The organism is Methylobacterium sp. Leaf106 (genome assembly GCF_001422895.1).
GTDB classification, from domain to species: domain Bacteria; phylum Pseudomonadota; class Alphaproteobacteria; order Rhizobiales; family Beijerinckiaceae; genus Methylobacterium; species Methylobacterium bullatum.
In genome coordinates this window covers 736,725-759,093 of the sequence record NZ_LMNB01000001.1, presented here as the reverse complement: position 1 = coordinate 759,093, position 22,369 = coordinate 736,725, and the positions used below count along the sequence as shown (strand labels likewise).

Here is a 22,369-nt window from a genome sequence, read left to right as displayed (position 1 = left end):
GGTTCTAGACCTCAGCGCTTCAGGGGACCGGCCTCGATCACGTCTTCCAGCGTCCGCAGGCCGGCGCGGGGAGCGTTGACGAGGCAGGCCATGTTGCCGGGCGGGTGCTGGTTCTTCCACATCTTGGTGTGCGCCTGGGGGATCTTGTCCCACGGGAACACCTCGCTCATGCACGGGTCGATGCGCTGGTCCAGAACGAACTGGTTGGCGGCCGAGGCCTGCTTCAGGTGGGCGAAGTGCGAACCCTGAATGCGCTTCTGGCGCATCCAGACGTAGCGGGCATCGAAGGTGATGTTGAAGCCGGTGGTGCCGGCGCAGAACACCACCATGCCGCCGCGCTTCACCACCAGCGCCGAGACCGGGAAGGTCGCCTCGCCGGGATGCTCGAAGACGATGTCGACGTCGTTGCCCTTGCCGGTGATGTCCCAGATCGCCTTGCCGAACTTGCGGGCTTCCTTGGTCCAGGCGTGGAATTCCGGCGAGTTCACCTTCGGCAACTGGCCCCAGCAATCGAAGTCCTTGCGGTTGATGACGCCCTTGGCACCGAGGCTCATCACGTAGTCGCGCTTCGACTCGTCCGAGATCACCGCGATGGCGTTCGCACCGGAGGCGGCGCAGAGCTGGACGCCGAACACGCCGAGACCGCCCGAGGCGCCCCAGATCAGCACGTTCTGGCCCGGTTTCACCGTATGGGGAGCATGGCCGAACAGCATGCGGTAGGCGGTTGCGAGGGTCAGCGTGTAGCAGGCGCCTTCCTCCCAGGTGAGGTGCTGCGGCCGCTTCATCAGCTGGCGCGACTGCACCCTGCAGAACTGCGCGAACGAGCCGTCCGGCGTCTCGTAGCCCCAGATCCGCTGCGAGGGCGAGAACATCGGGTCGCCGCCGTTGCATTCCTCGTCGTCGCCGTCGTCGCGGTTACAATGGACGATGACCTCGTCGCCGACCTTCCAGCGCTTCACCTTGGCGCCCACGGCCCAGACGATGCCCGAGGCATCCGAACCGGCGATATGGTAATCGGCCTTGTGCACGTCGAAGGGGGAGATCGGCTCGCCGAGCCCGGCCCACACGCCGTTGTAGTTGATACCGGCGGCCATGACGTAGACCAGCACTTCGTCGTCGCCGATCTCCCAGGTCGGCACCACCTCGACCTGCATCGATTCCTCCGGCGGACCGTGACGCTCGCGCCGGATCGCCCAGGCATACATCTTCGCCGGAACGTGGCCGAGGGGCGGGATCTCGCCCAACTCGTAGAGGTCCTTGCCCTCGGTCGTATTCAAGGCCGCACTCGCCGACATCTTGGCTCTCCCGGTTATTCTTCTGAGCGACCCTATATCGACGAACCTGAACTGCTCCAAGGCCCCCTAAATGGCCATGACTCGTCACCACGCTTCCGCACCGGAGCCGTCGGCCGGGTCAATGTGTGTATTCAAAATATTGTTGCTTCAACAGACTGGCAAACTCGGCGCATTACGCATCGAAATCAATGCTTTAGAGCGACTTCGCATCTGCCTTGTCGTGCGGCGTCCTTTAATTCGCTTGATCCTGGCGTCTAGAATTTTTCGAAACATTCTGAGCCATGAGCCGAGAAGTCCGACCTTCGGCCAGATGACGGACGCCCGAGGCTTGGATAGGGTGCCGCACAATAAGCGCGAGATGGCGCGGCCGTTGGAATCGAGTGGAGTCAGTGGAATGAGCGCGAGTGCGACCGTCGCCGAGGTCAAGCGCGACAAGCCCTGGATCATCAGGACCTATGCCGGCCATTCCAACGCCAAGGAATCGAACGCCCTCTACCGAGGCAACCTCGCCAAGGGTCAGACCGGCCTGTCGGTGGCCTTCGATCTGCCGACCCAGACCGGCTACGATCCCGACCACGAACTGGCGCGCGGCGAGGTCGGCAAGGTCGGCGTGTCGATCGCGCATCTCGGCGACATGCGGGCGTTGTTCGACCAGATCCCGCTCTCGCAAATGAACACATCGATGACGATCAACGCCACGGCGCCGTGGCTGCTGTCGCTCTATCTCGCGGTGGCCGAGGAGCAGGGCGTGCCCTTCGCCGGCCTCCAGGGCACGACCCAGAACGACATCATCAAGGAGTATCTCTCGCGCGGCACCTATGTGTTCCCGCCCGCGCCTTCGCTTCGCCTGACCAAGGACGTGATCCTGTTCACGACCAAGGAAGTGCCGAAGTGGAACCCGATGAACGTGTGTTCCTACCACCTGCAGGAGGCCGGAGCGACGCCGGTGCAGGAGCTCTCCTACGCGCTGGCTATCGCCATCGCAGTGCTCGACACGGTGCGCGACGACCCCGATTTCGACGAGGCGAGCTTCGCCGACGTGTTCAGCCGCATCTCGTTCTTCGTGAATGCCGGCATGCGGTTCGTCACCGAGATCTGCAAGATGCGGGCGTTCTCGGAACTCTGGGACGAGATCGCCCAGGAGCGCTACGGCATCACCGACCCGAAGAAGCGCATCTTTCGCTATGGCGTTCAGGTCAACAGCCTCGGGCTCACCGAGCAGCAGCCCGAGAACAACGTCCACCGCATCCTCATCGAGATGCTGGCCGTCACCCTGTCGAAACGCGCCCGCGCCCGTGCCGTGCAGCTGCCGGCCTGGAACGAGGCTCTCGGCCTGCCGCGCCCCTGGGACCAGCAATGGTCCATGCGCATGCAGCAGATCCTCGCCTTCGAAACGGACCTCCTCGAATACGACGACATCTTCGACGGTTCGAAGGTCATCGACGCCAAGGTCGAATCCCTCAAGGAAGAGACCCGCGCGGCGCTTAAGGAGATCGGCGGCATTGGCGGCGCGGTGGCGGCGGTCGAGACCGGGGCGCTGAAGCGCGCCCTTGTGGAATCCAACGCCAAGCGCATCTCGGCCATCGAGGCGGGCGATCAGGTCGTCGTCGGCGTCAACAAGTTCCAGGCCGGTGAGCCCTCACCCCTCACGGCCGGGGAGGGCGCCATCTTCACGGTCTCCGAGACGGTGGAGATGGAAGCCGAGCAGCGCATCCGCGACTGGCGGGCCAAGCGTGACGGCAAGGCCGTGGAGGAGGCCCTCGACGAGCTCGAAGCCGCCGCGCGCTCGGGCGCCAACATCATGCCGGTCTCGATCGCGGCGGCGAAGGCCGGCGTCACCACCGGCGAATGGGGCACGCGCCTGCGCCAGGTCTTCGGCGAATACCGCGCCCCCACCGGCGTCAGCCTCGAGACGATCTCCTCGGGTGCCGCCGAGGACGCCAAGCTCCTCATCGCCGATCTCGGCGAGCGCCTGGGCGAGACGCCCAAGCTCGTCGTCGGCAAGCCCGGCCTCGACGGCCATTCGAACGGCGCCGAGCAGATCGCGCTTCGTGCCCGCGACGTCGGGTTCGACGTGACTTATGACGGCATCCGCCAGACCCCGGCCGAGATCGTGGCGAAAGCCAAGGAGACCGGCGCCCACGTGGTCGGCCTGTCGATCCTGTCCGGCAGCCACGTTCCCCTGGTGCGCGACGTGAAGGCGAAGATGCGGGAGGCGGGCCTCGACCACGTCCCCCTCGTCGTCGGCGGCATCATCTCGCCGGAGGACGAACTCGTGCTCAAGAACATGGGTGTCACGGCGGTCTACACGCCGAAGGACTACATCCTCGACACGATCATGATCGGCATCGCCAAGGTGGTGGGCCGCGCCCTCGACAAGCGCGCCGCCGAGAAGGCGGACGCCGCCGCCGGGATCGGCGGCTCCTCCGTCAGGGGTGGTGAGACGGTATTCTAGCGCCGCATATCCCTCTCCGATTTGGGGGAGGGCGTCTGCGAAACGGGCGGGGGAGAGGTGCCGGTCCCGAGCACGGGGCACTTCTCTCCCGAGGTGAGGCGAAGTACGGCGTGCGCACGACCCGTCGACACCAGCGGAACCTCACACGACAATGCCCTTCGCGCCGCTCGTCGCCGTACCGCTGGCTGCCGGCCTCAGCGCGGTGCTGATTGTCCTTCTGAAACCACTCCTACAGCGATACGCCCTTGCGCGTCCGATCGCTCGGTCGAGCCATAGCGTCCCGACGCCCCAGGGTGCGGGCATCGCCATCGTCTTCGCGATCCTTGCCGCCTGCGGGCTTCTTGCGTCGCTGACGCCGCCGATGCCGGACGCGATGGAAGCGCTGGTCCTGGCTCACGCGACCCTGATCCTCGCCGTGGTCGGCGCCGTGGACGACATCCGGCCGCTGCCGGCCTCCCTCCGGCTTGGTCTCCAGACGCTCGTCGTGGCAGCTCTCGTCCTGTCCGTGGATGGCCGGCTGCTCCCGGACGTGCCGCTCGCCGCCGAACGGGCTTTCGCGGTCCTGGCCGGCGTGTGGTTCGTGAACCTCACGAACTTCATGGACGGGCTCGACTGGATGACGGTCTCGGCCATGGTGCCGGTCACCGGCGCGCTCATGCTCCTCGGACTCGTTGGCGGTCTGCCGCCGTTGCCGACCCTCGTCGCCGCATCCCTCCTCGGTGCGTTGATCGGATTCGCGCCCTTCAATCGCCCGGTGGCCCGCCTGTTCCTGGGCGATGTCGGCTCCCTTCCCATCGGCCTTCTCGTGGCGTGGCTTCTGTATCGGTTGAGCCTGCAGGGCGGGCTGGCGGCCGCCATCCTGCTTCCATTCTACTACCTCGCCGATGCCACGCTGACGCTGCTGCGCCGTGCCACCAAGGGCGAGCCAGTCTGGCAGGCGCATCGCAGCCATTTCTACCAGCGCGCCACCACGAACGGCTTCTCGGTGATGGAGGTCGTCACCCGGGTCTTCCTGCTCGACGTCGCCCTGGCGATCCTTGCGGGGACGACCTTGCTTTGGCCGTCCCCGCTCGTCACGCTCATTGCGATGGGCGCGGGCACGGCCCTCGTCGCCCTGGTGCTGCGGCAGTTCTCGACGATGCAAAGAGGAAAAGCCCCTTGAGCGGAAACGTCATCGCGCTCACCGGTGCCACCGGCTTCATCGGCCGCCACCTGCTGCGCTCTCTATCCGATCAGGGCTACCGGGTACGGGTGCTTCTGCGCCGCCCGGTCGAGCTGCCTCCCGGCGCCAGCGGGGCCGTAGTGGGCGATTTGAGCCGTCCCATGAACATGGCGGCGGCGTTGTCCGGCGTCGACGCCATCGTTCATTCCGCTGGCCTCGCCCATGCCATGTCCGGCACGCCGGAGGACGATTACCGCTCTTCGAACATCGAGGCGACGCGACGTCTCGCCGAAGCCGCAGCCAAGGCGCGGGTCGGGCGCTTCGTGTTTCTCTCCTCGATCAGGGCACAGACGGGAATCAGCGCGGCGGGAGCCATCACTGAAAACGATCGGCCAAATCCCACGGATGCCTATGGCCGCTCGAAACTCGCCGCCGAGGCAGCCCTGGCCGAGATCGGGATCGACTGGGTCGCCCTGCGTCCGGTCCTCGTCTACGGCGCGGGGGTGAAGGGCAACATGGCAGCACTCCTGCGGCTCGCACGCACGCCCTATCCCCTGCCGTTCGCGAGTCTGACGGGGCGCCGGTCGCTGATTTCGGTGGAAAACCTGTCGGCCGCCATCGTTACGGTCTTGCGCCACCGAGGGCCGCTCGGCCGTTCCCTGGTGGCGGCCGAACCCGACGCGCTGAGATTGCCCGAGATGATCGCAGCGTTGAGGGCGGGCCTGGGCCGGCGCGCCGGCCTCGTTCCCTGTCCGCCGAGCCTGCTCGGCCTGGCCTGCCGGGTGACGGGTCGGGGAGAGGTCTTCGAGCGCCTGTCGGGGGATCTCGTAGCATGTTCCGACGGGCTGTCGGCGCTGGGGTGGACGCCCGCTCAGACCTCCTCCGAAGGGCTCGCCGCCCTGTCCCGCGGCGATACGGCAGCTTAAGCCGGCACGGTCACCGGGGCCGGCTTCGGCTCGGGGACGCATTTCGGCCGGTTGCGATAATCCGGAATGGCGGTCTCGAACACCAGGTCGGCGGCGGCCCTGTCATGGGTCTCCACCGCCCGCTTCAACGCCGCGATCCAGCTTTCCAACACGGACCTGTCGGCGAAGACGGGCTTGGCCGCCATGACGCCGTCGATCCCGTCGAGGGCGACACGCGGCTCCTCGCGGGCGAACAGGATTTCGTTCAGGCGCTCTCCCGGCCGCGATCCGGTGAAGACCACCTCGATATCCTCGCCGGGCTCGAATCCGGCGAGCCGGATCATGCGCTCGGCGAGATCGAGAATGCGCACGGGCTGGCCCATCTTCAGCACGTAGACCGCCGCGCGCTGGTCGGATTCGGGGGTGGTCAGGGAGAGGCAGCGTCCCTCGCGGTCGCCGTGGGAGGCGGCGGTGAGAACGAGGTCGGCGGCCTCGCGCACGGTCATGAAATAGCGCACCATCTCCGCATCGGTGACGGTGACCGGGCCGCCCCGCGCGATCTGCGCCTTGAACACCGGGACCACCGACCCAACGGAGCCCAGCACGTTGCCGAACCGCACCGCGATCAGCCGGGTCGGATTTTCCTGCGGCGCGACGGCCTGCTCGGCATCGAGAGCCTGAGCCACCATCTCCGCCAGACGCTTGGTGACGCCGAGTTGGGAGACCGGCTCGATGGCCTTGTCGGTGGAGATCATCACCATGGCGCGGGCGCGGGCGGCGACCGTCGCATCCGCCACGTTGATGGAACCGAGGACGTTGGTCTTGATGCCCTCGGGCCAGTCCCGCTCCAGATACGGCACCTGCTTCAGGGCAGCGGCGTGGAACACGTAATCCGGCCGGAAGTCGGCGAAGACGCCCTGCAGACGCTCCCGGTCGCGGATGTCGCACAGAGCGCCGGTCACATCTGCCGCCGCGATGGCTGGCTGGCTCAGGATGCCGTGGAGGGCTGGCTCGGAATTTTCCACGACCAGGACCGAAGCCGCGCCGAAGGCGACGGCCCGGGCGACGATCTCCGAGCCGATCGAGCCGCCGCCTCCGGTGACGATGACGCGCGTTCCCTTGAGGAATCGTTCCAGGCGCGGCCGGTCGATGGACACGGTGGGCCGAAGGAGCAGATCCTCGATCTCCAGGGGCGCCAGTTCGGCATCGCGCATCCCCTCGCCGAGACTCGTGACCCGAGAGAGCGGGACGCCCAGCCGCCGGGCGCGGGCGATCAGGTCGTCGGGGCCGGCCTCGGGCGTCAGGGCGTTGGGCACGGCGACGAGGCGGCGCACGGGAGATCCCTCGGCGGCGAGGTTCGCGACGACGCGTTCGAGCTCCGAAAATCCACCGAGCACCGGGACGCCGCGCATGATCTGTCCGGTCTCGTTGCTGCGCGGCGACAGGATGCCCTTGGGGGACAGGTGTCGCACCGAGCCCGCTTCGATGGCCCGAAGGAGAAGCTCGATATCCCTGCCGCGTCCCAGCAGCAGCGTCGGGGTCGTGGCGCCGCGAGCCTGGCTCTGCCGCGAGCGAGAATATTTCAGGTAGCGGAAGGCAAGCCGGGTGCCGCCCAACAGGAAGATCTGCAGCACCCAATACAGGGCGATGGCGATCTTTCCGAAGAAGTAGAAACCGTACATGCTCGCGGAAACGAGCACGTAATCGACCACGAGAAGAGTCAGGGCAAGCACGCTGGCCGCACGTACGATCCCGGCAAGATCGGGGAGCGAGGCGAAGCGCCACTTGGTTCGGTAGAGCTTGAACCAGCTGTAGACCAGCGCGGCGAAGCCGACGAAAGGCGGGAGAAGAATCGGGAGCGCGTGCAAGCGTTCGGAGAGCAACTCACCGTTGAACCGAAAGACGAAGGTGAGGGTCACGGCCAGGACGGTCGCCACGCAATCGTGGACCACCATCACCGCCGACTTGTAGATGCGCTGCTTCATGGGCTCCGGGCCGGGCGCGGTATCGGCGACGGGATGCCTCTCTGTCAACGCATCCGCGAACCGAGAAGCCGCCCATCACGTCAAGGACTGCACCGCACTCCTGACCGCATCGTCGGTTTCGTCCAGGTCCGGCGCGTCGATGTGCCGATACCGTGCCTGGATGAGACCGAACACGCCGAAAGCGAGATGCCCCGCCGCAACGACGCCGAGGAGAGCCGCACCATAGGGTTGAGACCGCAGGGCCGAGAAGGCGCCGGCCAGACCCTTTACCTCCGAGGAGGCCTGGTACCAGGCAGCGACGATGACGAAGCCGCCGATGATGAGGAACGCGATCCCGCGAGCGCCATAACCGAACTGGCCGAGCGGCTTGACCCATCGGCAATGGGCTTCGTCAAGGGCGAGTCGATCCGTGACATCGCCCTTCCAGGCCTTCACTAGAAAGGCGATCCCGCCGCCGATGATTCCGAGGCCGATCAGGCCGACGAGCCAGGGACCGAACGGCTTCGCCAGGAGCCAGGCGGTCCAGTCCTGCAAGCCGTCGCCGCCACCCGCGCTTCGGCCCAGGCCGAGGGCAAGGCTCGCCGCGGTGATGCCGAGGCCGGCTGCGACGATGCCACTGCCAAAATGGGCCAGACGAACCACGATCCCCTTCGCAGAAGTCCCATGGCAGTCGGCGTCGGTAACGGATTCGACGAGGCGCCAAGTCGCGAAGCCGAACAGACCCAAAGCGATAAGGCCGACGAGGATGACCCCGAACGGGCCGAGGAAGACCCAGCGGATCGCACTCTCGCTGTCGCCCGCTCGACCGCCGTGGCCTAGTGCCGCGAGAAGCGCCAGCCCGCCGACGATGCAGTAGACGATGCCTCGCGCACCGAACCCCATGCGCGCCAGACGCTCGATGGTATTGCGGCCCAGTCGATTCACGAGGTGCCCTTCACGATGGCGTGCTTCGGAGACGGCCGAATGTGCCGTACCATCCTCAACGCCGATCGGTCTCGGACCGCTCCGGCATGGCCCTCACTTCATTGCGGGCGCGAGACCCGCTCCTCCTACTCGTTCGAACGCGTCGTCTTCCCGGCGAGGGCCACATAGAATCCGAGGCCGTCTCCGGCCGGAAGGGTCTGGAGCCTGTCTACGATCCCCTTGCGCTTCGCATCGAGCAACAGCCGCCCAACGGGCTGGAACAAGGTCTCTCCGCCTCCTTCCGGCGGGGGATCGAAGCGGATCGCCACGGTCTTGCCTTTGCCGAAGCGACTGCGCTCCAGCATGTCGTTCAAGGATGCTTCGGCCGTCGGACGATTCGTCCCGCGCAGGTCGAGAACGGATTCCGCATCGGTGACTCCCAGAGAACCGCGCAGCTTGTCGGCGTAGAAATCTTCAAAGTGGGGCAAGGGCGGGACCTGACGCGGCGAGGGCGATGGGAAGCTCAGAGGGGCAGTCCGATATAGAGGGTGCCGACTGGCACGGCGCCACCGAGTTCGGGAAGGTCGAGGCTGTCGTCACGGTACAGAGCCTCGACCGTCCAGCTCCCCGCCTCGGTCCGGCGCCAAGCCTCGACTCTGACCTCGTCCTGCGAAACGATGAGGAAGGTCCGCAGGCTCGGCACAGAGCGGTAGAAATCGGTCTTGCGGCCACGATCGAGACTCATCGTGCTCGGCGACAGGACCTCGGCCACCAGCAAAGGGTCGCTGGTATAGCCGTCCTGACCCAGCGGGCCGCAGGTCACGACGATGTCGGGGATCGGCGCGAAATCGTCCATCGCCGCGCTGAGCACGCCGAGGCCGGGAAGCGCGTTGCAGCCCCGGCGTTCCGCGAGCTCGTCGAGGCGCCGGATCAGGTTGGAAACGATGCGCTGGTGGCGCGCAGAGGGCGGCGACATCGGCAGGGCTATGCCGTCGATCAGTTCCCAGCGTTCCTCGTCGGGCCGGGGCTCGGCCCAGGTGCGGAACTCGGCGACGGTCATGCGGGTATCGCGGCGCGCGGCGACGGCCATGGCGGGGGCTCCCGATCGGATACGGGATGGTAGCATCCCGCCGGAACCCTGCAACATCCGTGCAGAGCAAGCCGCTATGCAGTCGTGCTCGGGCGGGATACCGGGCTCCACAGCGAGGCCTGAGGAAAGACGTGGCGATGGTCCTCGCCGACCATGGCCTGACCCTCGGCGCCAAGCAGAGGGCACGGAGCGCGGGGAGTACGATCCCGCGCCCCGTTCGTCCGTTCAGCTCTGAACGAGGACGTTCCGGAACTGCCAGGGGTCGGTCTCGTCGATGTTCTCGGGGAACAGGCCCGGACGGCCGGTGAGCGGCGTCCAGTCGGTGTACACGCCGACGACAGGGCCGAGATACGGCATCTGCACTTCGAGGCAGCGGCGGAAATCCATCTCGTCGGCCTCGACGATGCCGGCTTCCGGGTTCTCCAGTGCCCAGACCATGCCCGCGAGCACGGCCGAGGTCACCTGAAGGCCGGTGGCGTTCTGGTAGGGAGCGATGCGGCGAGTCTCCTCAATGGAGAGCTGCGAGCCGAACCAATAGGCGTTCTTCTCGTGGCCGTAGAGGAGCACGCCGAGTTCGTCGATCCCATCGACGATCTCGTTCTCGTCGAGGATGTGGTGCTTCTCCTGCACTTCGGCGGCCTTGCCGAACATCTCGTGGAGCGAGAGCACGGCGTCGTTGCAGGGGTGGTAGGCGTAGTGACAGGTCGGGCGGTAGGCGGCGCGCTCGCCCTCCAGCACCGTGTAGTAATCGGAGATCGACACGGCTTCGTTATGCGTCACGAGGAAGCCGAACTGGCTCTGGGCCGTCGGGGTCCACGAGCGAACGCGGGTGTCGGCGCCGGGCTGGAGCAGGTAGATCGCGCAGCGCGAGCCCTTCTCCTGGTCGCGGGCATTGTCCGGGCGCCAGGTCTCGTGGGTACCCCAGCCGAGCTCGGCCGGCTGGTTGCCCTCGGAGACGAAACCTTCCACCGACCAGGTGTTGACGAACACGCCCATGGGCTTCGGGCCCTTGGCGCGCTGGGTGTCGCGCTCGGCGATATGGATGCCCTTCACGCCGACTTCGCGCATGAGGGCGGCCCACTCGTCACGGGTCTTCGGCTCGGGCGTGGTCAGGCCGAGATCGGAGGCGACGTTGAGAAGCCCCTGCTTGACGAACCACGAGACCATGCCGGGATTGGCGCCGCAGCACGAGACGGCGGTGGTGCCGCCGGGATTGGCGGCGCGCGCATCGAGGATATCCTGGCGCAGGGCGTAGTTGGTGCGGTCGCCCTGGCTCTTGGACTTGTCGAAGTAGAAACCGGGCCAGGGCTCGGCGACGGTGTCGATGTAGAAGGCGCCGAGCTCGCGGCACAATTCCATGATGGCGCGGGAATAGGTGTCCACGGACACGTTCACGCAGAAGCCTTGGCCGCCGCCCTCGGTGAGGAGGGGCGTGAGGACCTCGCGGTAATTGTCCTTGGTCAGCGCCACCTGCTCGAAGCGCAGGCCATGCTGATCGGCCAGGGCCTTATGCGCATCGGAGGGCTCGACGACGGTGAAGCGCGCCTTGTCGTATTCGAAATGACGCTCGATGAGCGGAAGGGTCCCGCGACCGATCGAGCCGAAGCCGATCATCACGATGGGACCGCTGATGCGGCCGTGGACGGGCCAGGAGGTGGCGGCTTCGGTCATGCGGGCAATCCTTCTTCTCGGCCCCGCTCGAACTCACGAGCGAGGCACGTCCTTAGTCGGCGGAAATGACGGTCAGGCGACGGGCTAGTGGCCGGTCGAGGGCGTGCGGTCAACCACGTCGTCGCCTACCGCCTCGTGGACCACGAGAGGCCCAAGCGGGAAGATCATTAACATGAAGTTACGTCGACACATGATTCAGACGCGGGTCGCCCTCCCGTTGGATGCCGTTGCGAACGGTCGGCGCCGCACCGATATTGCGATGCAACAAACACGGCAGAGACACACCTGAAGGGACGGAAAACGCCAGAACGCCAAATGACGGAGTTCCGATGTTATCCTTGTTTATCGCTAACACCCCCGCGCCGGCCGAAGAGCCGATCGATCGCGATCCCGGCGTCATCACCCTCGCTGCGGCCTTGATCCGCGCCGTGCGCCGCCAGCACGATGCAGCCTTCCGCCGCCGTTGCGACCAGGCGACGACCACCACCGCCATCTAGCGCTCACGCCGCCTGTCGTCGTGCATCCAATCTCTCCGGACAGGCAGCCTCTTCGAGGGTGCCTGAAGCGGAGAGAATGCCGCTCGCCCCGTCGAGGGCGCCCTTGCGGAGATTGAGACCGAGGAACCGTGCCCGTTCGAACGGGCCGGGCATGGACAGCCCGGTCATCAGATCACCGGAAAAACCAAAACGGGCATAATACGGCGCATCGCCCATGAGGACGATGGCGCCGTGACCGAGGGCGCGCGCCCTGCCGATGGAGGCCCACATCAGGGTGCTGCCGAGGCCGTGGCCCCGAAGCGAGGGATCGACGGCGAGCGGCCCCAACAGCAGGGCAGGCCGCCCGAGCCCTGCCTCCACGTGCCACAAACGAACGGTGCCGACGACTCGGCCGCTCAGTTCCGCGGTCAGTGCCAGACCGTTGGCAGGTAGGCGTCCCTCGCGCAGACGCTCGGAGGCCTTAAGGAATCGCGCCGGTCCGAAGCAGGTATCGAGCAGCTGCTCCCGAGCCGATAGATCGGTCGGCCGTTCGTCGCGAATTTCGATCAAGGCCATGCCCTTTCCCAGGTCCTGCCGGGTAACCCAACTGACGTGACGGCGGGCGGTTCTGCGCCGGAGATGGGCGACGGAACCGTCCGCGTCCGCTACCGAACGACCATGGAGCCGTTCGGCCGACGATGATATCGCGGTCAGATGACGTATTGCTGAAGGGGCGGGAACCCATTGAACGCCACCGCCGCATAGGTGGTGGTGTAGGCCCCGGCTCCTTCGATCAGCACCTTGTCGCCGATGGAAAGCGAGACGGGGAGCGGGTAGGGCACCTTCTCGTAGAGCACATCGGCGGAATCGCAGGTTGGGCCGGCGAGCACGCAGGGAGACATGCGATCCTCGTCGTGTTCGGTGCGGATCGCGTAGCGGATCGATTCGTCCATGGTCTCGGCGAGCCCGCCGAACTTGCCGATGTCGAGATAGACCCAGCGGATCTCGTCCTCGGCATCGGACTTCTTCGAGACAAGGATCACCTCGGCCTCGATCATGCCGGCATTGCCGACCATGCCGCGACCGGGCTCGATGATGGTTTCGGGCAGCTGGTTGCCGAAATGCTTGGTGAGCGCGCGGAAGATCGCGTCTCCGTAGGATTCGACCCCCGGCACGGCCTTGAGATACTTGGTGGGAAAGCCGCCGCCGAGATTGACCATGGACAAGGCGATGCCGCGATCGGCGCATTCGCGGAAGATCGTGGAGGCGGAGGCGAGCGCCCCGTCCCAGGCTTCGATGTTGCCCTGCTGCGAGCCCACATGGAACGACACGCCATAGGCGTGCAGGCCCTGGCGGCAGGCATGCTCGAGTACGTCGACGGCCATCTCCGGCACGCAGCCGAACTTACGCGACAGGGGCCATTCGGCGCCTGCACCGTCGCAGAGGATGCGGCAGAACACCTGGACCTCGCCGGCTTCGATACCGACCGCATCGGCGGCGCGGGAAATCTTCTCGACCTCGGCCTCGCAATCGACGGCGAACAGGCGCACGCCGAGTTTGAGAGCGCGACCGATGCAGCGCTCCTTCTTGATGGTGTTGCCGAAGGAGATCCGGTCGGCCGTGGCGCCGGAGGCAAGCGCCATCTCGACCTCGACCACGGAGGCCGTGTCGAAGCAGGAGCCCATCTCGGCGAGCAGACGCAGCACTTCCGGAGCCGGGTTCGCCTTCACCGCGTAGAAGACGCGGGTATCGGGCAGCGCGCGGGCGAAGGCCGTGAAGTTGTCGCGCACGACATCGAGGTCGAGCACCATCACCGGGCCTTCGTCCTGGCCCATGTCACGGCGAGCGCGCAGAAAATCGCGGATACGATCGGTCATGGTCGTTCCAACCCACAGGTTCGCGAGCGCCCGTTCGTGGGGCGCGCTGTCGAAATCGGGACGGCGATCAGCCGTCCGGCGTCGGGGGGCGATGCAACGCGATGGGCGGCGTGCTTTGGAGACACGTCGTCGACCGCGGGCGCATCAGCACCCGGAAGCTGCCGTGGATTGGAAGGGAGATCCCCACCGCACGCCGGGCAAAGAGAAACAAGCCTCTTCGGTGCCGGCCTTTGGAGGGCCGACGAGACCAAAAAAGCCCGTTCGTCGTTGCTTTAAGCTGCGTCCCCCGTGGAGAGCGGGGTTCGCCGGTTTCGCCTCCGGCTGCCGGTTGTTGTCGGGGTCCGGTGTTGCCACCTGGATGCCGGCCGGAGGGAATCCACCCTGTCGACCATCGATCCTTTAAGACCCCTGGCGGCTGTCCGGCAGTTGGCCGGATGCCCACCAACCGACACGCGGCCACAGGCACGTGCGAAATTGGGCAAGGCGCATATACGTCTCATGCGACTCCGCAACAAGGAAAAACGGTCCCGAGCCCGCAAAAACACCGCCGTTCCCCGGCATTGTGGCCGCGAAGGCTCACTCCATCGCGCGAGCTCTTTTCAAGGGGCCGCGAACGGGTCATTGAGCAAGCGGTTTTCATGCTGATCGAACCATTCCAATCCACTTCCTCATCCTGGGGTCACGGAGTGCTGCGGAGGCCTCGAAGGAGGGCTCCAGCACGCATGGCGGCCTCTGGAGGGCTCCTTCGAGGCCCTCCGAGACGGGCATCCCAGGATGAGGTGGTTGGATGGGGCCGTGCGGGGAAGCCCGATCGTCCCTCACCACCGGCCGGAGCCGCAGGATCATGACCGAGCCCACCCGCCGCGCGCTTCTCACCGGGATCGCCGCCCTGTCCGTCGCCGGCACCGCGTCGACGGCGCAGGAGGGACGCGCACCCAAACCCTTCGATTTCGAGGAGGTGGAACGGCGCGCCGAGGAACTCGCCAAGGTCGCCTACGATGCCCGCGTACCGCCCCTTCCGGCTCCCATCGCAAAGCTCGATTACGACGCTTGGCGTGACATTCGTTTCAAGCCCGACAAGGCCTTTCTCGGCGGCGAGAACAGCCCGTTCCGGCTGCAGCTTTTCCATGTCGGCTTTCTCTACACGCGCCCTGTCACCGTGAACCTCGTGCGGCGTGGAATCGCGACTCCTATCGCCTATCAGTCGAGCCTGTTCGACATGGGTCGGACGAAGCTCGACAAGCCTCTGCCCGTCGATCTCGGCTTTGCCGGCCTCCGCTTCCACAGCTACCTCAACAAGCCGAACCTGCTCGACGAACTCATCGTGTTTCTCGGCGCCAGCTATTACCGCTTCCTCGGGCGCGATCAGCTCTACGGCCTCTCGGCTCGGGGCCTCGCCCTCAATGTGGAGGGGGAGGGCGCCCCGGAGGAATTCCCGGTCTTCCGCGAATTCTGGGTGACGATGCCGGAGACCAACGCCGACGCCCTGCTGGTCCATGCCCTCCTCGATAGCCCCTCGGTGACCGGGGCCTTCGCCTTCACCGTCAAGCCCGGCGACGAGACCAGCGTCGCCGTTCGCTCGACGCTGATCCCAAGGGTCGCGCTCCCATCGGTGGGCGTCGCGCCGCTGACCTCGATGTTCTTCATCGGCGAGAACGACCGGCACCACTCCGACGATTACCGGCCCGAGCTCCACGATTCCGATGGTCTTCAGATCGCGGCCGGATCGGGCGAATGGCTCTGGCGCCCCCTGGACAATCCGAAGGCGCGACGCATCTCGTCCTTCGTCGATCGCGATCCGAAGGGGTTCGGACTGATGCAGCGGGACCGCGCCTTCGAATCCTACCAGGATCTCGAGGCTTCCTATGGACGGAGGCCGAGCTACTTCGTCGAACCCGAAGGCGGCTGGGGCGAGGGCGCCGTGACCCTGATGGAACTGCCGACCGACACCGAGGTCAACGACAACATCGTCGCCTATTGGCGTCCGAAGCAGCCTTATCCGGCCGGCGAACCGGTCCGCATGTCGTACCGGGTGCGCGCCAGGAGTTCGAACACCAGGCTGCATCCGGGCGGGTATGTGGCGAATACCTTCCTGGCCGCCACCAGCGCCAGCGGTGCCGCCAAGGGGGAGGAGGCCAAAGGGACGCTGAGCCGCCGCTTCCTCATCGATTTCGCCGGGGGCGAACTGCCTTATTATCTCCCCGACCCGAGCAAGGTGGAGGTGGTGGCCGATGCCTCGCGGGGACGGATCACCGCCACTTCGATCACCCCGAATCCTCATATTGGCGGGTTGCGGGCAGCAATCGACATCACCCTCGACGCGGCGGATCAGTCAACCGATCTCCGCGCCTTCCTGCGCGCCGGCGGTCGAGCGTTGTCGGAAACCTGGGTCTATCCCTGGACCGCAGCGTGAGCGTCCAAGCCCATAAACGGCAGACGGTCGCTCCGGTCACGATCCGCCCGGCGACGTTGGGCGATCTCGATGCCCTGGTCGCGCTGGAACACGCGGCGTTTTCCGGAGACCGGGCGGAACGGCGGGCGATCCGCCACGCCATCGGCTCTCCATCAATGTCGTTGCTGGTGGCGCTTGACGCCGAAGACCGCTCGATCTTGGTGGCGGCGGCCGCGCTGGAGCGCCGCAAGGGAAGCCGCAGTTGCCGACTCTCCTCCATCGCGGTGTCCCCCGGACGCGCCGGCCAGGGGCTCGGCGGCATCATGCTGGACGCAGCCGAGGCCGATGCAAAAGCGCATGGCTGCATGATGTTGCGGCTGGAGGTGAGGGCCGATAACGGCGCCGGCATTCGCCTCTATGAGCGCCATGGCTACGCCCGGTTCGCCATCCTCGAAGACTATTACGAGGACGGCATGGAAGCGTGGCGCTACGAGAAGGCCTTGTAGTTAGCCGTCGCGGGCATCGACCTCATGCCTTCCCATACCGTCATCCCGGGCCGCATGGCAGGACCCGGAACGACGGACGGGGGTTCGTTGTCCTATCCGAGACAGCGAACGGTTTAGTAGCGGCTCAGTCGCAGGATTCGCGGGTCACCGTCTTGCGGTCACCCTCTTCATTCTCGCGGGTCACCGATTTGACCCGACAGCCGTCTCGGGTCTCACGGGTCTCGACGGTACGGGTCTCGGATTCCGGCCGCTCGACGATGACGCGCTCGGGCACCTCACGCTCGATGATGGTGGTCTGGGCCTGGACCGCCGAGGCGCCGAAGAGAGTCAGCAACGCGGCGGTGGTGAGGATCGATTGACGCATGGACATCTCCTTCGAAACCATGCGCCCCAACGACGGGGCGAGCTAGACCGTTCCCGTCTTCGATCCTGAATTGCCGAATTCTCCCGCTTGCGTCTCGCGACGGGCTATCCCTCGATCTTCGAGAAATCGGCGACCTCGCGGGTGGCCGCCCGCAGGGCATTGAGCAGGGCGAGGCGGTTCTCGCGCAAGGCCGGATCGTCCGCATTGACGATGACCTTCTCGAAGAAGGCATCCACCGGCGCGCGCAGGATCGAGAGCGCGCGCATGGCCCCCGAAAAATCCTCCGCCGCCACGGCCGCGGAGGCGGCGTCACGCGCGGCCACCAGCGCCTCGGACAGGGCCTGTTCCTCCGGCTCACCGGAAGCCGCGATGGCGGCGCGGTCGGGCTCGGCCTCGTAGGAGCGCCCGTCCTTCTTCTCCTCGATCCGGAGGATGTTGGCCGCGCGCTTGTAACCGGCGAGCAGGTTCTTGCCGTCGTCCGTCTCGAGGAACTGGCCAAGCGCCTCGACGCGGCGGACGACCATGAGGAGGTCGTCCTGGCCGGGCAGGGCGAAGACGGCGTCGATCAGGTCGTGGCGGGCGCCCTGGTCGCGGAGGTAAACTTTCAAGCGGTCTGCGAAGAAAACGAGGAGATCGCCCGGAAGAGGATCTTCTAGGTTCCCGTGGTCGTCCGGCGCGGCCATATCGCGGCCGTCATCCCCGGAGAGGGATATGACGGCGACGTGGCGTTTGTTCTGAACATAGAAAGCGTCCTTCAGCACGTCGTCGCGGAGCTTTAGGCGCAGGCCATTCTCCAAAATGAGCCGGACCACGCCGAGGGCCGCCCGTCGAAGTGCATAGGGGTCTTTGCTCCCGGTGGGCTTCTCATCGATCGACCAGAAGCCGGCAAGAGTATCGAACTTATCGGCCAAGGCGACGGCGACGGAAACAGGATCGGTGGGCACGCGGTCCGACGGACCCACAGGTTTGTAGTGCTCTTCCAACGCCGCACAGACACTGGGATGCTCGCCCTGCAACGTCGCATACTTGCGCCCTATGAGCCCCTGCAGTTCCGGGAACTCGCCGACCATCTCGGTAACGAGATCGGCTTTCGCGAGCCGAGCGCCGCGACTGGCGAGTTGTACATCAGCGCCGATGATCGGTGCTATGCCGCGCGCAAGCGCCGCGATACGCGCCACCCGCTCGCCCTGGGTCCCGAGCTTCTCGTGGAAAACGATGCTGTCGAGTTTCGCCAGCCGGTCTTCGAGGCGGATCGCCTTGTCGGTCTCCCAGAAGAATTTCGCGTCCGAAAGGCGGGCGCGCACCACGCGCTCGTTGCCGCCCGTGATCGCGATGCCGCCGTCGCTGGCGGCGAGGTTCGAGACCAGGATGAAGGCGGGAGCCAGGGTGCCGGAGCCGGACTCGCGGAGCACGAAGCACTTCTGGTTGGCCCGGATGGTGGCGCGGATCGCCTCGGCGGGGATGTCGAGGAAGCTCGGATCGAAGGTCCCGAGGAGCACCACCGGCCATTCCACGAGGCCGGCGACCTCGTCGAGCAGCCCCTCGTCCTCCACGAGTTCGAGGCCGCGCGCGAAAGCGAGGTCGCGGGCATCGTGCAGGATGATGTCCTTGCGCCGCTCCGGGTCGAGGACGACCTTGGCGCGCTCGAGGGCCTGGATGTAATCGTCGAACCGCCGCACCTCGATGGCGTCCGGGGCCAGGAAGCGGTGTCCGTAGGTGGTGGTGCCGGCCGCGATCCCGTCCACGGAGAAAGGCACGATTTCGGGTGTCTCGGTCTCGGGGCCGAAGGTCGCCACGATCGATTGCAGCGGGCGCACCCAGCGTAAGGAGCCCGGCTGGGCCGAGGCCGCGCCCCAGCGCATGGATTTCGGCCAGGGGAAGCTCTTGATGATCGCCGGCAGGATCTCGGCCAGCACGTCGATCGTGTCCCGGCCGGGACGCTCGATCACGGCCACGTAGAACTCGCCCTTCTTCGGGTCGGTGACGGTGGTCGCCTGATCGAGGCTCGTCAGGCCCGCGCTCTTCAGGAATCCCTGGATCGCCCCGTCCGGCGCGCCGACGCGAGGCCCCTTGCGCTCCTCGCGCACGTCCTTCCCGCGCGGCGGCAGCCCGGCCACGTGCAAGGCGAGGCGGCGCGGCGTGGAGAAGGCCTTGGCGCCCTCGTAGAGGAAGCCGCGCTCCACCAGCGCGTCGGTGACGAGCTTCCGCAGGTCTTCCGCGGCCCGCCGCTGCATGCGGGCGGGAATCTCTTCGGAGCGCAGTTCGAGGAGGAGATCAGGCATGGGTTCAGGTCGCGTCCGAATTGATAGTCAGGATGTCGTTGGCGCGACTGTTGCGGCCATCGATCTGTCAGCTAGGGTATGGAAGTGATTGGGTATCTTTCAGAAAATGACCGATCACTATAAATTACCTATCCTTTCACGCCACGCCGCCACCCGCCGTCTTCAGCCACGCCGCGCCACAGGCCTTGGCCAGTTCCCGCACCCGCAGGATGTAGCTTTGGCGCTCGGTCACCGAGATGACGCCGCGGGCATCGAGCAAATTGAAGACGTGGCTCGCCTTGATGCACTGGTCGTAGGCCGGCTGCGCCATCCTGTGCCGCCCCGCGTCATCCTCCGGAGCGCCGGCATCGAGATAGGTGCGGCAGGCCTTCTCCGCGTCGGTGAATTGGCGGAACAGCATCGCGGTGTCCGCCGCCTCGAAATTGTGGCGCGAATATTCCTGCTCGGCCTGGAGGAAGACGTCGCCATAGGTGACCTTGTCGTCGCCCGTGCCGCCGTTGAAGTTCAGGTCGTAGACGTTCTCGACGCCCTGGACGTACATGGCGAGGCGCTCGAGACCGTAGGTGAGTTCGCCCGCGACCGGCGCGCACTCGATCCCGGCGACCTGCTGGAAATAGGTAAACTGGCTCACCTCCATGCCGTCACACCAGCATTCCCAGCCGAGCCCCCAGGCCCCCAAGGTCGGGCTCTCCCAATCGTCCTCGACGAAGCGGATGTCGTGGAGCTTGAGGTCGACGCCGATGGCGTCGAGGGAAGCGAGGTAGAGTTCCTGCAGGTTCGGCGGGTTCGGCTTCAGGATCACCTGGAACTGGTAATAGTGCTGCAGCCGATTGGGGTTCTCGCCGTAGCGGCCGTCCTTCGGGCGTCGCGAGGGCTGGACATAGGCCGCCTTCCAGGGCTTGGGGCCGAGCGCCCGCAGGGTGGTGGCGGGATGGAACGTGCCGGCCCCCACTTCCATGTCGTAGGGCTGGAGGATCACGCAGCCCTGCGCGGCCCAGAAATTCTGCAGCGTCAGGATCAGACCCTGGAACGAGGTCCTGGGTGCGAGATCGACAGCGCTCGGCAGGGCTTGTGCGCTCGACATGGGGAAGCTTCCGGTCAGCGGGAAAGGGCGGCAGCGTTTAAGAGGCGGGCTTGCGGAGTCAAGCCGAGCCGTTCCGCGAATGCGGGTGCGCGGCGGCACACATTTTCGCCACGATCGGGTTTATCGCCGGAACTGTCTCGCTTGTCGCTGGTTCTTAGCACAAATCAAGGGATCAGCCGGCTCGCAAAGAGCGGCGAGCATTGCGGAAGTCGGACCATGCGCAAGTCGATCACTGTATTCGCCGCACTCTTCGCAGCATCCTTGGCCGCTACGCCCTTCGTCGTCGGAGCCTCGAACGCCCTCGCGACCACCGACAAGGCCGACATCGTCGCCATGCCGGCGCCCGTGACGGCGATCGAGGTGTCCTCCGTGCCGGCCCCCGCTGCGACCGAGACCTGCACCCGCAAGGTCCGGGTGGTCTACTCCGGCTACGGTGCACCGCCTTCGGCCTGCACGGTCGCGCTCCGCTGAGTGCTCACAGCCCGTAGCGCGCCCAGGCGGCGCGCTCCTCGATCACGGCGAGGGCGTCGGCGGCAAGACCGTTGCCGGTGAGTCCGGTGATGGTCGAGCCCGGCACGGCCCGGCGCAGCAGCCGGCCAATGAACGAGCCCTGCTTCTCGGCGATCAACTTCAGGACGACATCGTCTCCGAATCTGGCCCTCAGCGTGGTTCGCACGTCTCCCAACGAATCGACCAGCCCCAGGGGCAATGCCTGGCGCCCCGTCCAGACGGCACCGGTGAAAAGGTTCTCGCCACCCGCCCTCACGGCGGGCCTTCGCTCGCTGACGAGCGAGGTGAAGAGATCTTGCACGTCGGCCTGGATCGCCTTGAGGCGCACGATGTCCTCGGGATTCTCAGGGCGGAACGGATCGAGCATGGCCTTGGCCTCGCCCTGGGTATGGACACGGCGCTCGATGCCGATCCGTTCGATGAGCTTGTCGAAGCCGAAACCGGCCGAGACCACCCCGATCGATCCGATCAGCGACGTCGGATCGGCGATGATCTCGTCAGCCGCGCAGGCGATCATGTACCCGCCGGAGGCGGCCACATCCTCGACAAAGGCATAGACGGGCAGCTTCTTCTCCACGGCGAGCGCGCGGATGCGCCGGTGGATGAGGTGGGATTGCGCTGGCGAGCCACCGGGCGAGTTGATGACGAGCGCCACTGCGGACACGCCCGCCATTCCGAAGCCGTTTTCCAGGCTGGACGCCACCGTCGCCATGGAGAGGCCGGACCGCAGGGGTGACGCAGCGCCGATGACACCGCTGAGGCGGATGACCGCAACCATGGGCTTGCGGCCACGCCATGCCTTCGGGACGAGCGGGTGAAGGAAGCGCGGTAGGGCCAGAGGCATCGGTCTCGTCTCGGTTGAACGGGGAGGTCGTCGGCATGGAAGCGTGGGACGGCCCTCGCTTCCGGTCCAGACACCACGAAATGGAGACGATCGAACCATTTTACAGGCTTCGCTGTTTCACTCGTCCGGTATCGCAGCACTCGGCCGCAGGCCGACGGCCACCGAGATGCGGACCGCTGAAACAGGGAGACTGACCATCATGCGTATCGTGACGTGGATGATCGTTCTGGTCGGGGTGCTGGGAGGGGCCTACGGGTCCCTGTCCCAGGCCCGCGCGGCGCCGCTACCCATCGCAGCCGTCGCGGGAGCCGCCGGAACGGAACTCGTGGAGAAGGCGCATTGGCGTCGGCACCACTGGCACCGCCGGCATCACTGGCACCGGCGCCATTACTGGCACCGTCCGCATTACGGCTACCGCCGGCACTACTGGCGGCCGCGCTACTACCGCCCGATCTATGGCTACCACCGTCCGGCCTATGGATGGCGCCGGCCTTATTGGCACCGGCGTCATCACTGGCATCGCCATCACTGGCACCGCCGCCATCATCACTGGCGCCGTTTCTACTGA

Annotated in this window: 20 protein-coding genes; 8 read left to right on the top strand and 12 right to left on the bottom strand. The window is 66.3% G+C overall.

Annotated elements, in window-relative coordinates:
- Positions 1 to 11 precede the first annotated feature (11 nt).
- Positions 12 to 1,295: a crotonyl-CoA carboxylase/reductase gene (gene ccrA / locus ASF34_RS03735; RefSeq protein WP_018042359.1), complete on the bottom strand. Its 1,284-nt coding sequence runs from the start codon at positions 1,293 to 1,295 to the stop codon at positions 12 to 14.
- Between the two features lie 394 nt (positions 1,296 to 1,689).
- Here ccrA and ASF34_RS03730 point away from each other — a divergent pair, with 394 nt between their 5' ends.
- The 3 genes from ASF34_RS03730 to ASF34_RS03720 all read left to right on the top strand — a co-directional run bounded on the left by ASF34_RS03730 (position 1,690) and on the right by ASF34_RS03720 (position 5,838).
- On the top strand, positions 1,690 to 3,750 hold the full coding sequence (locus ASF34_RS03730) for a protein meaA (RefSeq protein WP_056158695.1): 2,061 nt from the start codon (positions 1,690 to 1,692) through the stop codon (positions 3,748 to 3,750).
- A gap of 151 nt (positions 3,751 to 3,901) precedes the next feature.
- Complete coding sequence (locus ASF34_RS03725) at positions 3,902 to 4,912, top strand: MraY family glycosyltransferase (RefSeq protein WP_056158693.1); 1,011 nt, start codon at positions 3,902 to 3,904, stop codon at positions 4,910 to 4,912.
- Entirely contained in the window at positions 4,909 to 5,838 is a 930-nt protein-coding gene (locus tag ASF34_RS03720) for an NAD-dependent epimerase/dehydratase family protein (RefSeq protein WP_056145937.1), read from the top strand. The genes ASF34_RS03725 and ASF34_RS03720 overlap by 4 nt, the downstream gene beginning before the upstream one ends.
- On the opposite strand, the gene ASF34_RS03715 is transcribed toward ASF34_RS03720, so the two are convergent.
- From ASF34_RS03715 to ASF34_RS03695, 5 genes are all read right to left on the bottom strand, one after another.
- The gene (locus ASF34_RS03715) at positions 5,835 to 7,802 is read right to left on the bottom strand and encodes an SDR family NAD(P)-dependent oxidoreductase (protein WP_056158690.1); all 1,968 of its coding nucleotides are present in this window, start codon (positions 7,800 to 7,802) and stop codon (positions 5,835 to 5,837) included. The two genes, ASF34_RS03720 and ASF34_RS03715, sit on opposite strands and share 4 nt — an antisense overlap.
- Before the next feature lie 75 nt (positions 7,803 to 7,877).
- Positions 7,878 to 8,726, bottom strand: coding sequence for a DUF1206 domain-containing protein (locus ASF34_RS03710; RefSeq protein WP_443136516.1), 849 nt, complete (start codon positions 8,724 to 8,726; stop codon positions 7,878 to 7,880).
- 125 nt (positions 8,727 to 8,851) lie between these two features.
- Positions 8,852 to 9,193: a hypothetical protein gene (locus tag ASF34_RS03705; RefSeq protein WP_056158688.1), complete on the bottom strand. Its 342-nt coding sequence runs from the start codon at positions 9,191 to 9,193 to the stop codon at positions 8,852 to 8,854.
- A gap of 35 nt (positions 9,194 to 9,228) precedes the next feature.
- Positions 9,229 to 9,795, bottom strand: a complete 567-nt coding sequence (locus ASF34_RS03700) for a Uma2 family endonuclease (protein ID WP_056158685.1) — start codon at positions 9,793 to 9,795, stop codon at positions 9,229 to 9,231.
- 225 nt (positions 9,796 to 10,020) lie between these two features.
- The gene (locus ASF34_RS03695; protein ID WP_056158682.1) at positions 10,021 to 11,466 is read right to left on the bottom strand and encodes a homospermidine synthase; all 1,446 of its coding nucleotides are present in this window, start codon (positions 11,464 to 11,466) and stop codon (positions 10,021 to 10,023) included.
- Positions 11,467 to 11,795: 329 nt separating this feature from the next.
- Between ASF34_RS03695 and ASF34_RS23055 the strand changes: the two genes are divergently transcribed.
- On the top strand, positions 11,796 to 11,963 hold the full coding sequence (locus ASF34_RS23055; RefSeq protein WP_187273294.1) for a hypothetical protein: 168 nt from the start codon (positions 11,796 to 11,798) through the stop codon (positions 11,961 to 11,963).
- Positions 11,964 to 11,966: 3 nt separating this feature from the next.
- Here the strand turns inward: ASF34_RS23055 and ASF34_RS03690 are convergent, their stop codons facing one another.
- Positions 11,967 to 12,512, bottom strand: coding sequence for a GNAT family N-acetyltransferase (locus ASF34_RS03690; RefSeq protein WP_056158978.1), 546 nt, complete (start codon positions 12,510 to 12,512; stop codon positions 11,967 to 11,969).
- 140 nt (positions 12,513 to 12,652) lie between these two features.
- A complete protein-coding gene (locus ASF34_RS03685; protein ID WP_018042371.1) occupies positions 12,653 to 13,819 on the bottom strand; it encodes a type III PLP-dependent enzyme in 1,167 nt (388 codons plus the stop codon).
- A gap of 844 nt (positions 13,820 to 14,663) precedes the next feature.
- On the opposite strand from ASF34_RS03685, the gene ASF34_RS03680 reads away from it, so the two are divergent.
- Both ASF34_RS03680 and ASF34_RS03675 read left to right on the top strand, forming a co-directional pair.
- On the top strand, positions 14,664 to 16,232 hold the full coding sequence (locus ASF34_RS03680; protein ID WP_056158679.1) for a glucan biosynthesis protein: 1,569 nt from the start codon (positions 14,664 to 14,666) through the stop codon (positions 16,230 to 16,232).
- Entirely contained in the window at positions 16,229 to 16,717 is a 489-nt protein-coding gene (locus ASF34_RS03675) for a GNAT family N-acetyltransferase (RefSeq protein WP_056158676.1), read from the top strand. The genes ASF34_RS03680 and ASF34_RS03675 overlap by 4 nt, the downstream gene beginning before the upstream one ends.
- 124 nt (positions 16,718 to 16,841) lie before the next feature.
- Here the strand turns inward: ASF34_RS03675 and ASF34_RS03670 are convergent, their stop codons facing one another.
- The 3 genes from ASF34_RS03670 to ASF34_RS03660 form a co-directional block, all read right to left on the bottom strand.
- Positions 16,842 to 17,081: a hypothetical protein gene (locus ASF34_RS03670; RefSeq protein WP_026175680.1), complete on the bottom strand. Its 240-nt coding sequence runs from the start codon at positions 17,079 to 17,081 to the stop codon at positions 16,842 to 16,844.
- 104 nt (positions 17,082 to 17,185) lie between these two features.
- The gene (gene glyS, locus ASF34_RS03665; RefSeq protein ID WP_056158673.1) at positions 17,186 to 19,363 is read right to left on the bottom strand and encodes a glycine--tRNA ligase subunit beta; all 2,178 of its coding nucleotides are present in this window, start codon (positions 19,361 to 19,363) and stop codon (positions 17,186 to 17,188) included.
- A gap of 136 nt (positions 19,364 to 19,499) precedes the next feature.
- Entirely contained in the window at positions 19,500 to 20,447 is a 948-nt protein-coding gene (locus ASF34_RS03660) for a glycine--tRNA ligase subunit alpha (RefSeq protein ID WP_018042376.1), read from the bottom strand.
- Positions 20,448 to 20,663: 216 nt separating this feature from the next.
- Here ASF34_RS03660 and ASF34_RS03655 point away from each other — a divergent pair, with 216 nt between their 5' ends.
- Positions 20,664 to 20,918 carry a hypothetical protein gene (locus tag ASF34_RS03655; protein WP_056158671.1) on the top strand — a complete coding sequence of 85 codons (255 nt, stop codon included), beginning with the start codon at positions 20,664 to 20,666 and terminating at the stop codon, positions 20,916 to 20,918.
- A 4-nt stretch (positions 20,919 to 20,922) separates the two neighbouring features.
- Here the strand turns inward: ASF34_RS03655 and ASF34_RS03650 are convergent, their stop codons facing one another.
- The gene (locus ASF34_RS03650; RefSeq protein WP_056158668.1) at positions 20,923 to 21,801 is read right to left on the bottom strand and encodes a S49 family peptidase; all 879 of its coding nucleotides are present in this window, start codon (positions 21,799 to 21,801) and stop codon (positions 20,923 to 20,925) included.
- Positions 21,802 to 22,000: 199 nt separating this feature from the next.
- Between ASF34_RS03650 and ASF34_RS22015 the strand changes: the two genes are divergently transcribed.
- The gene (locus tag ASF34_RS22015; RefSeq protein ID WP_081612617.1) at positions 22,001 to 22,369 is read left to right on the top strand and encodes a hypothetical protein; all 369 of its coding nucleotides are present in this window, start codon (positions 22,001 to 22,003) and stop codon (positions 22,367 to 22,369) included.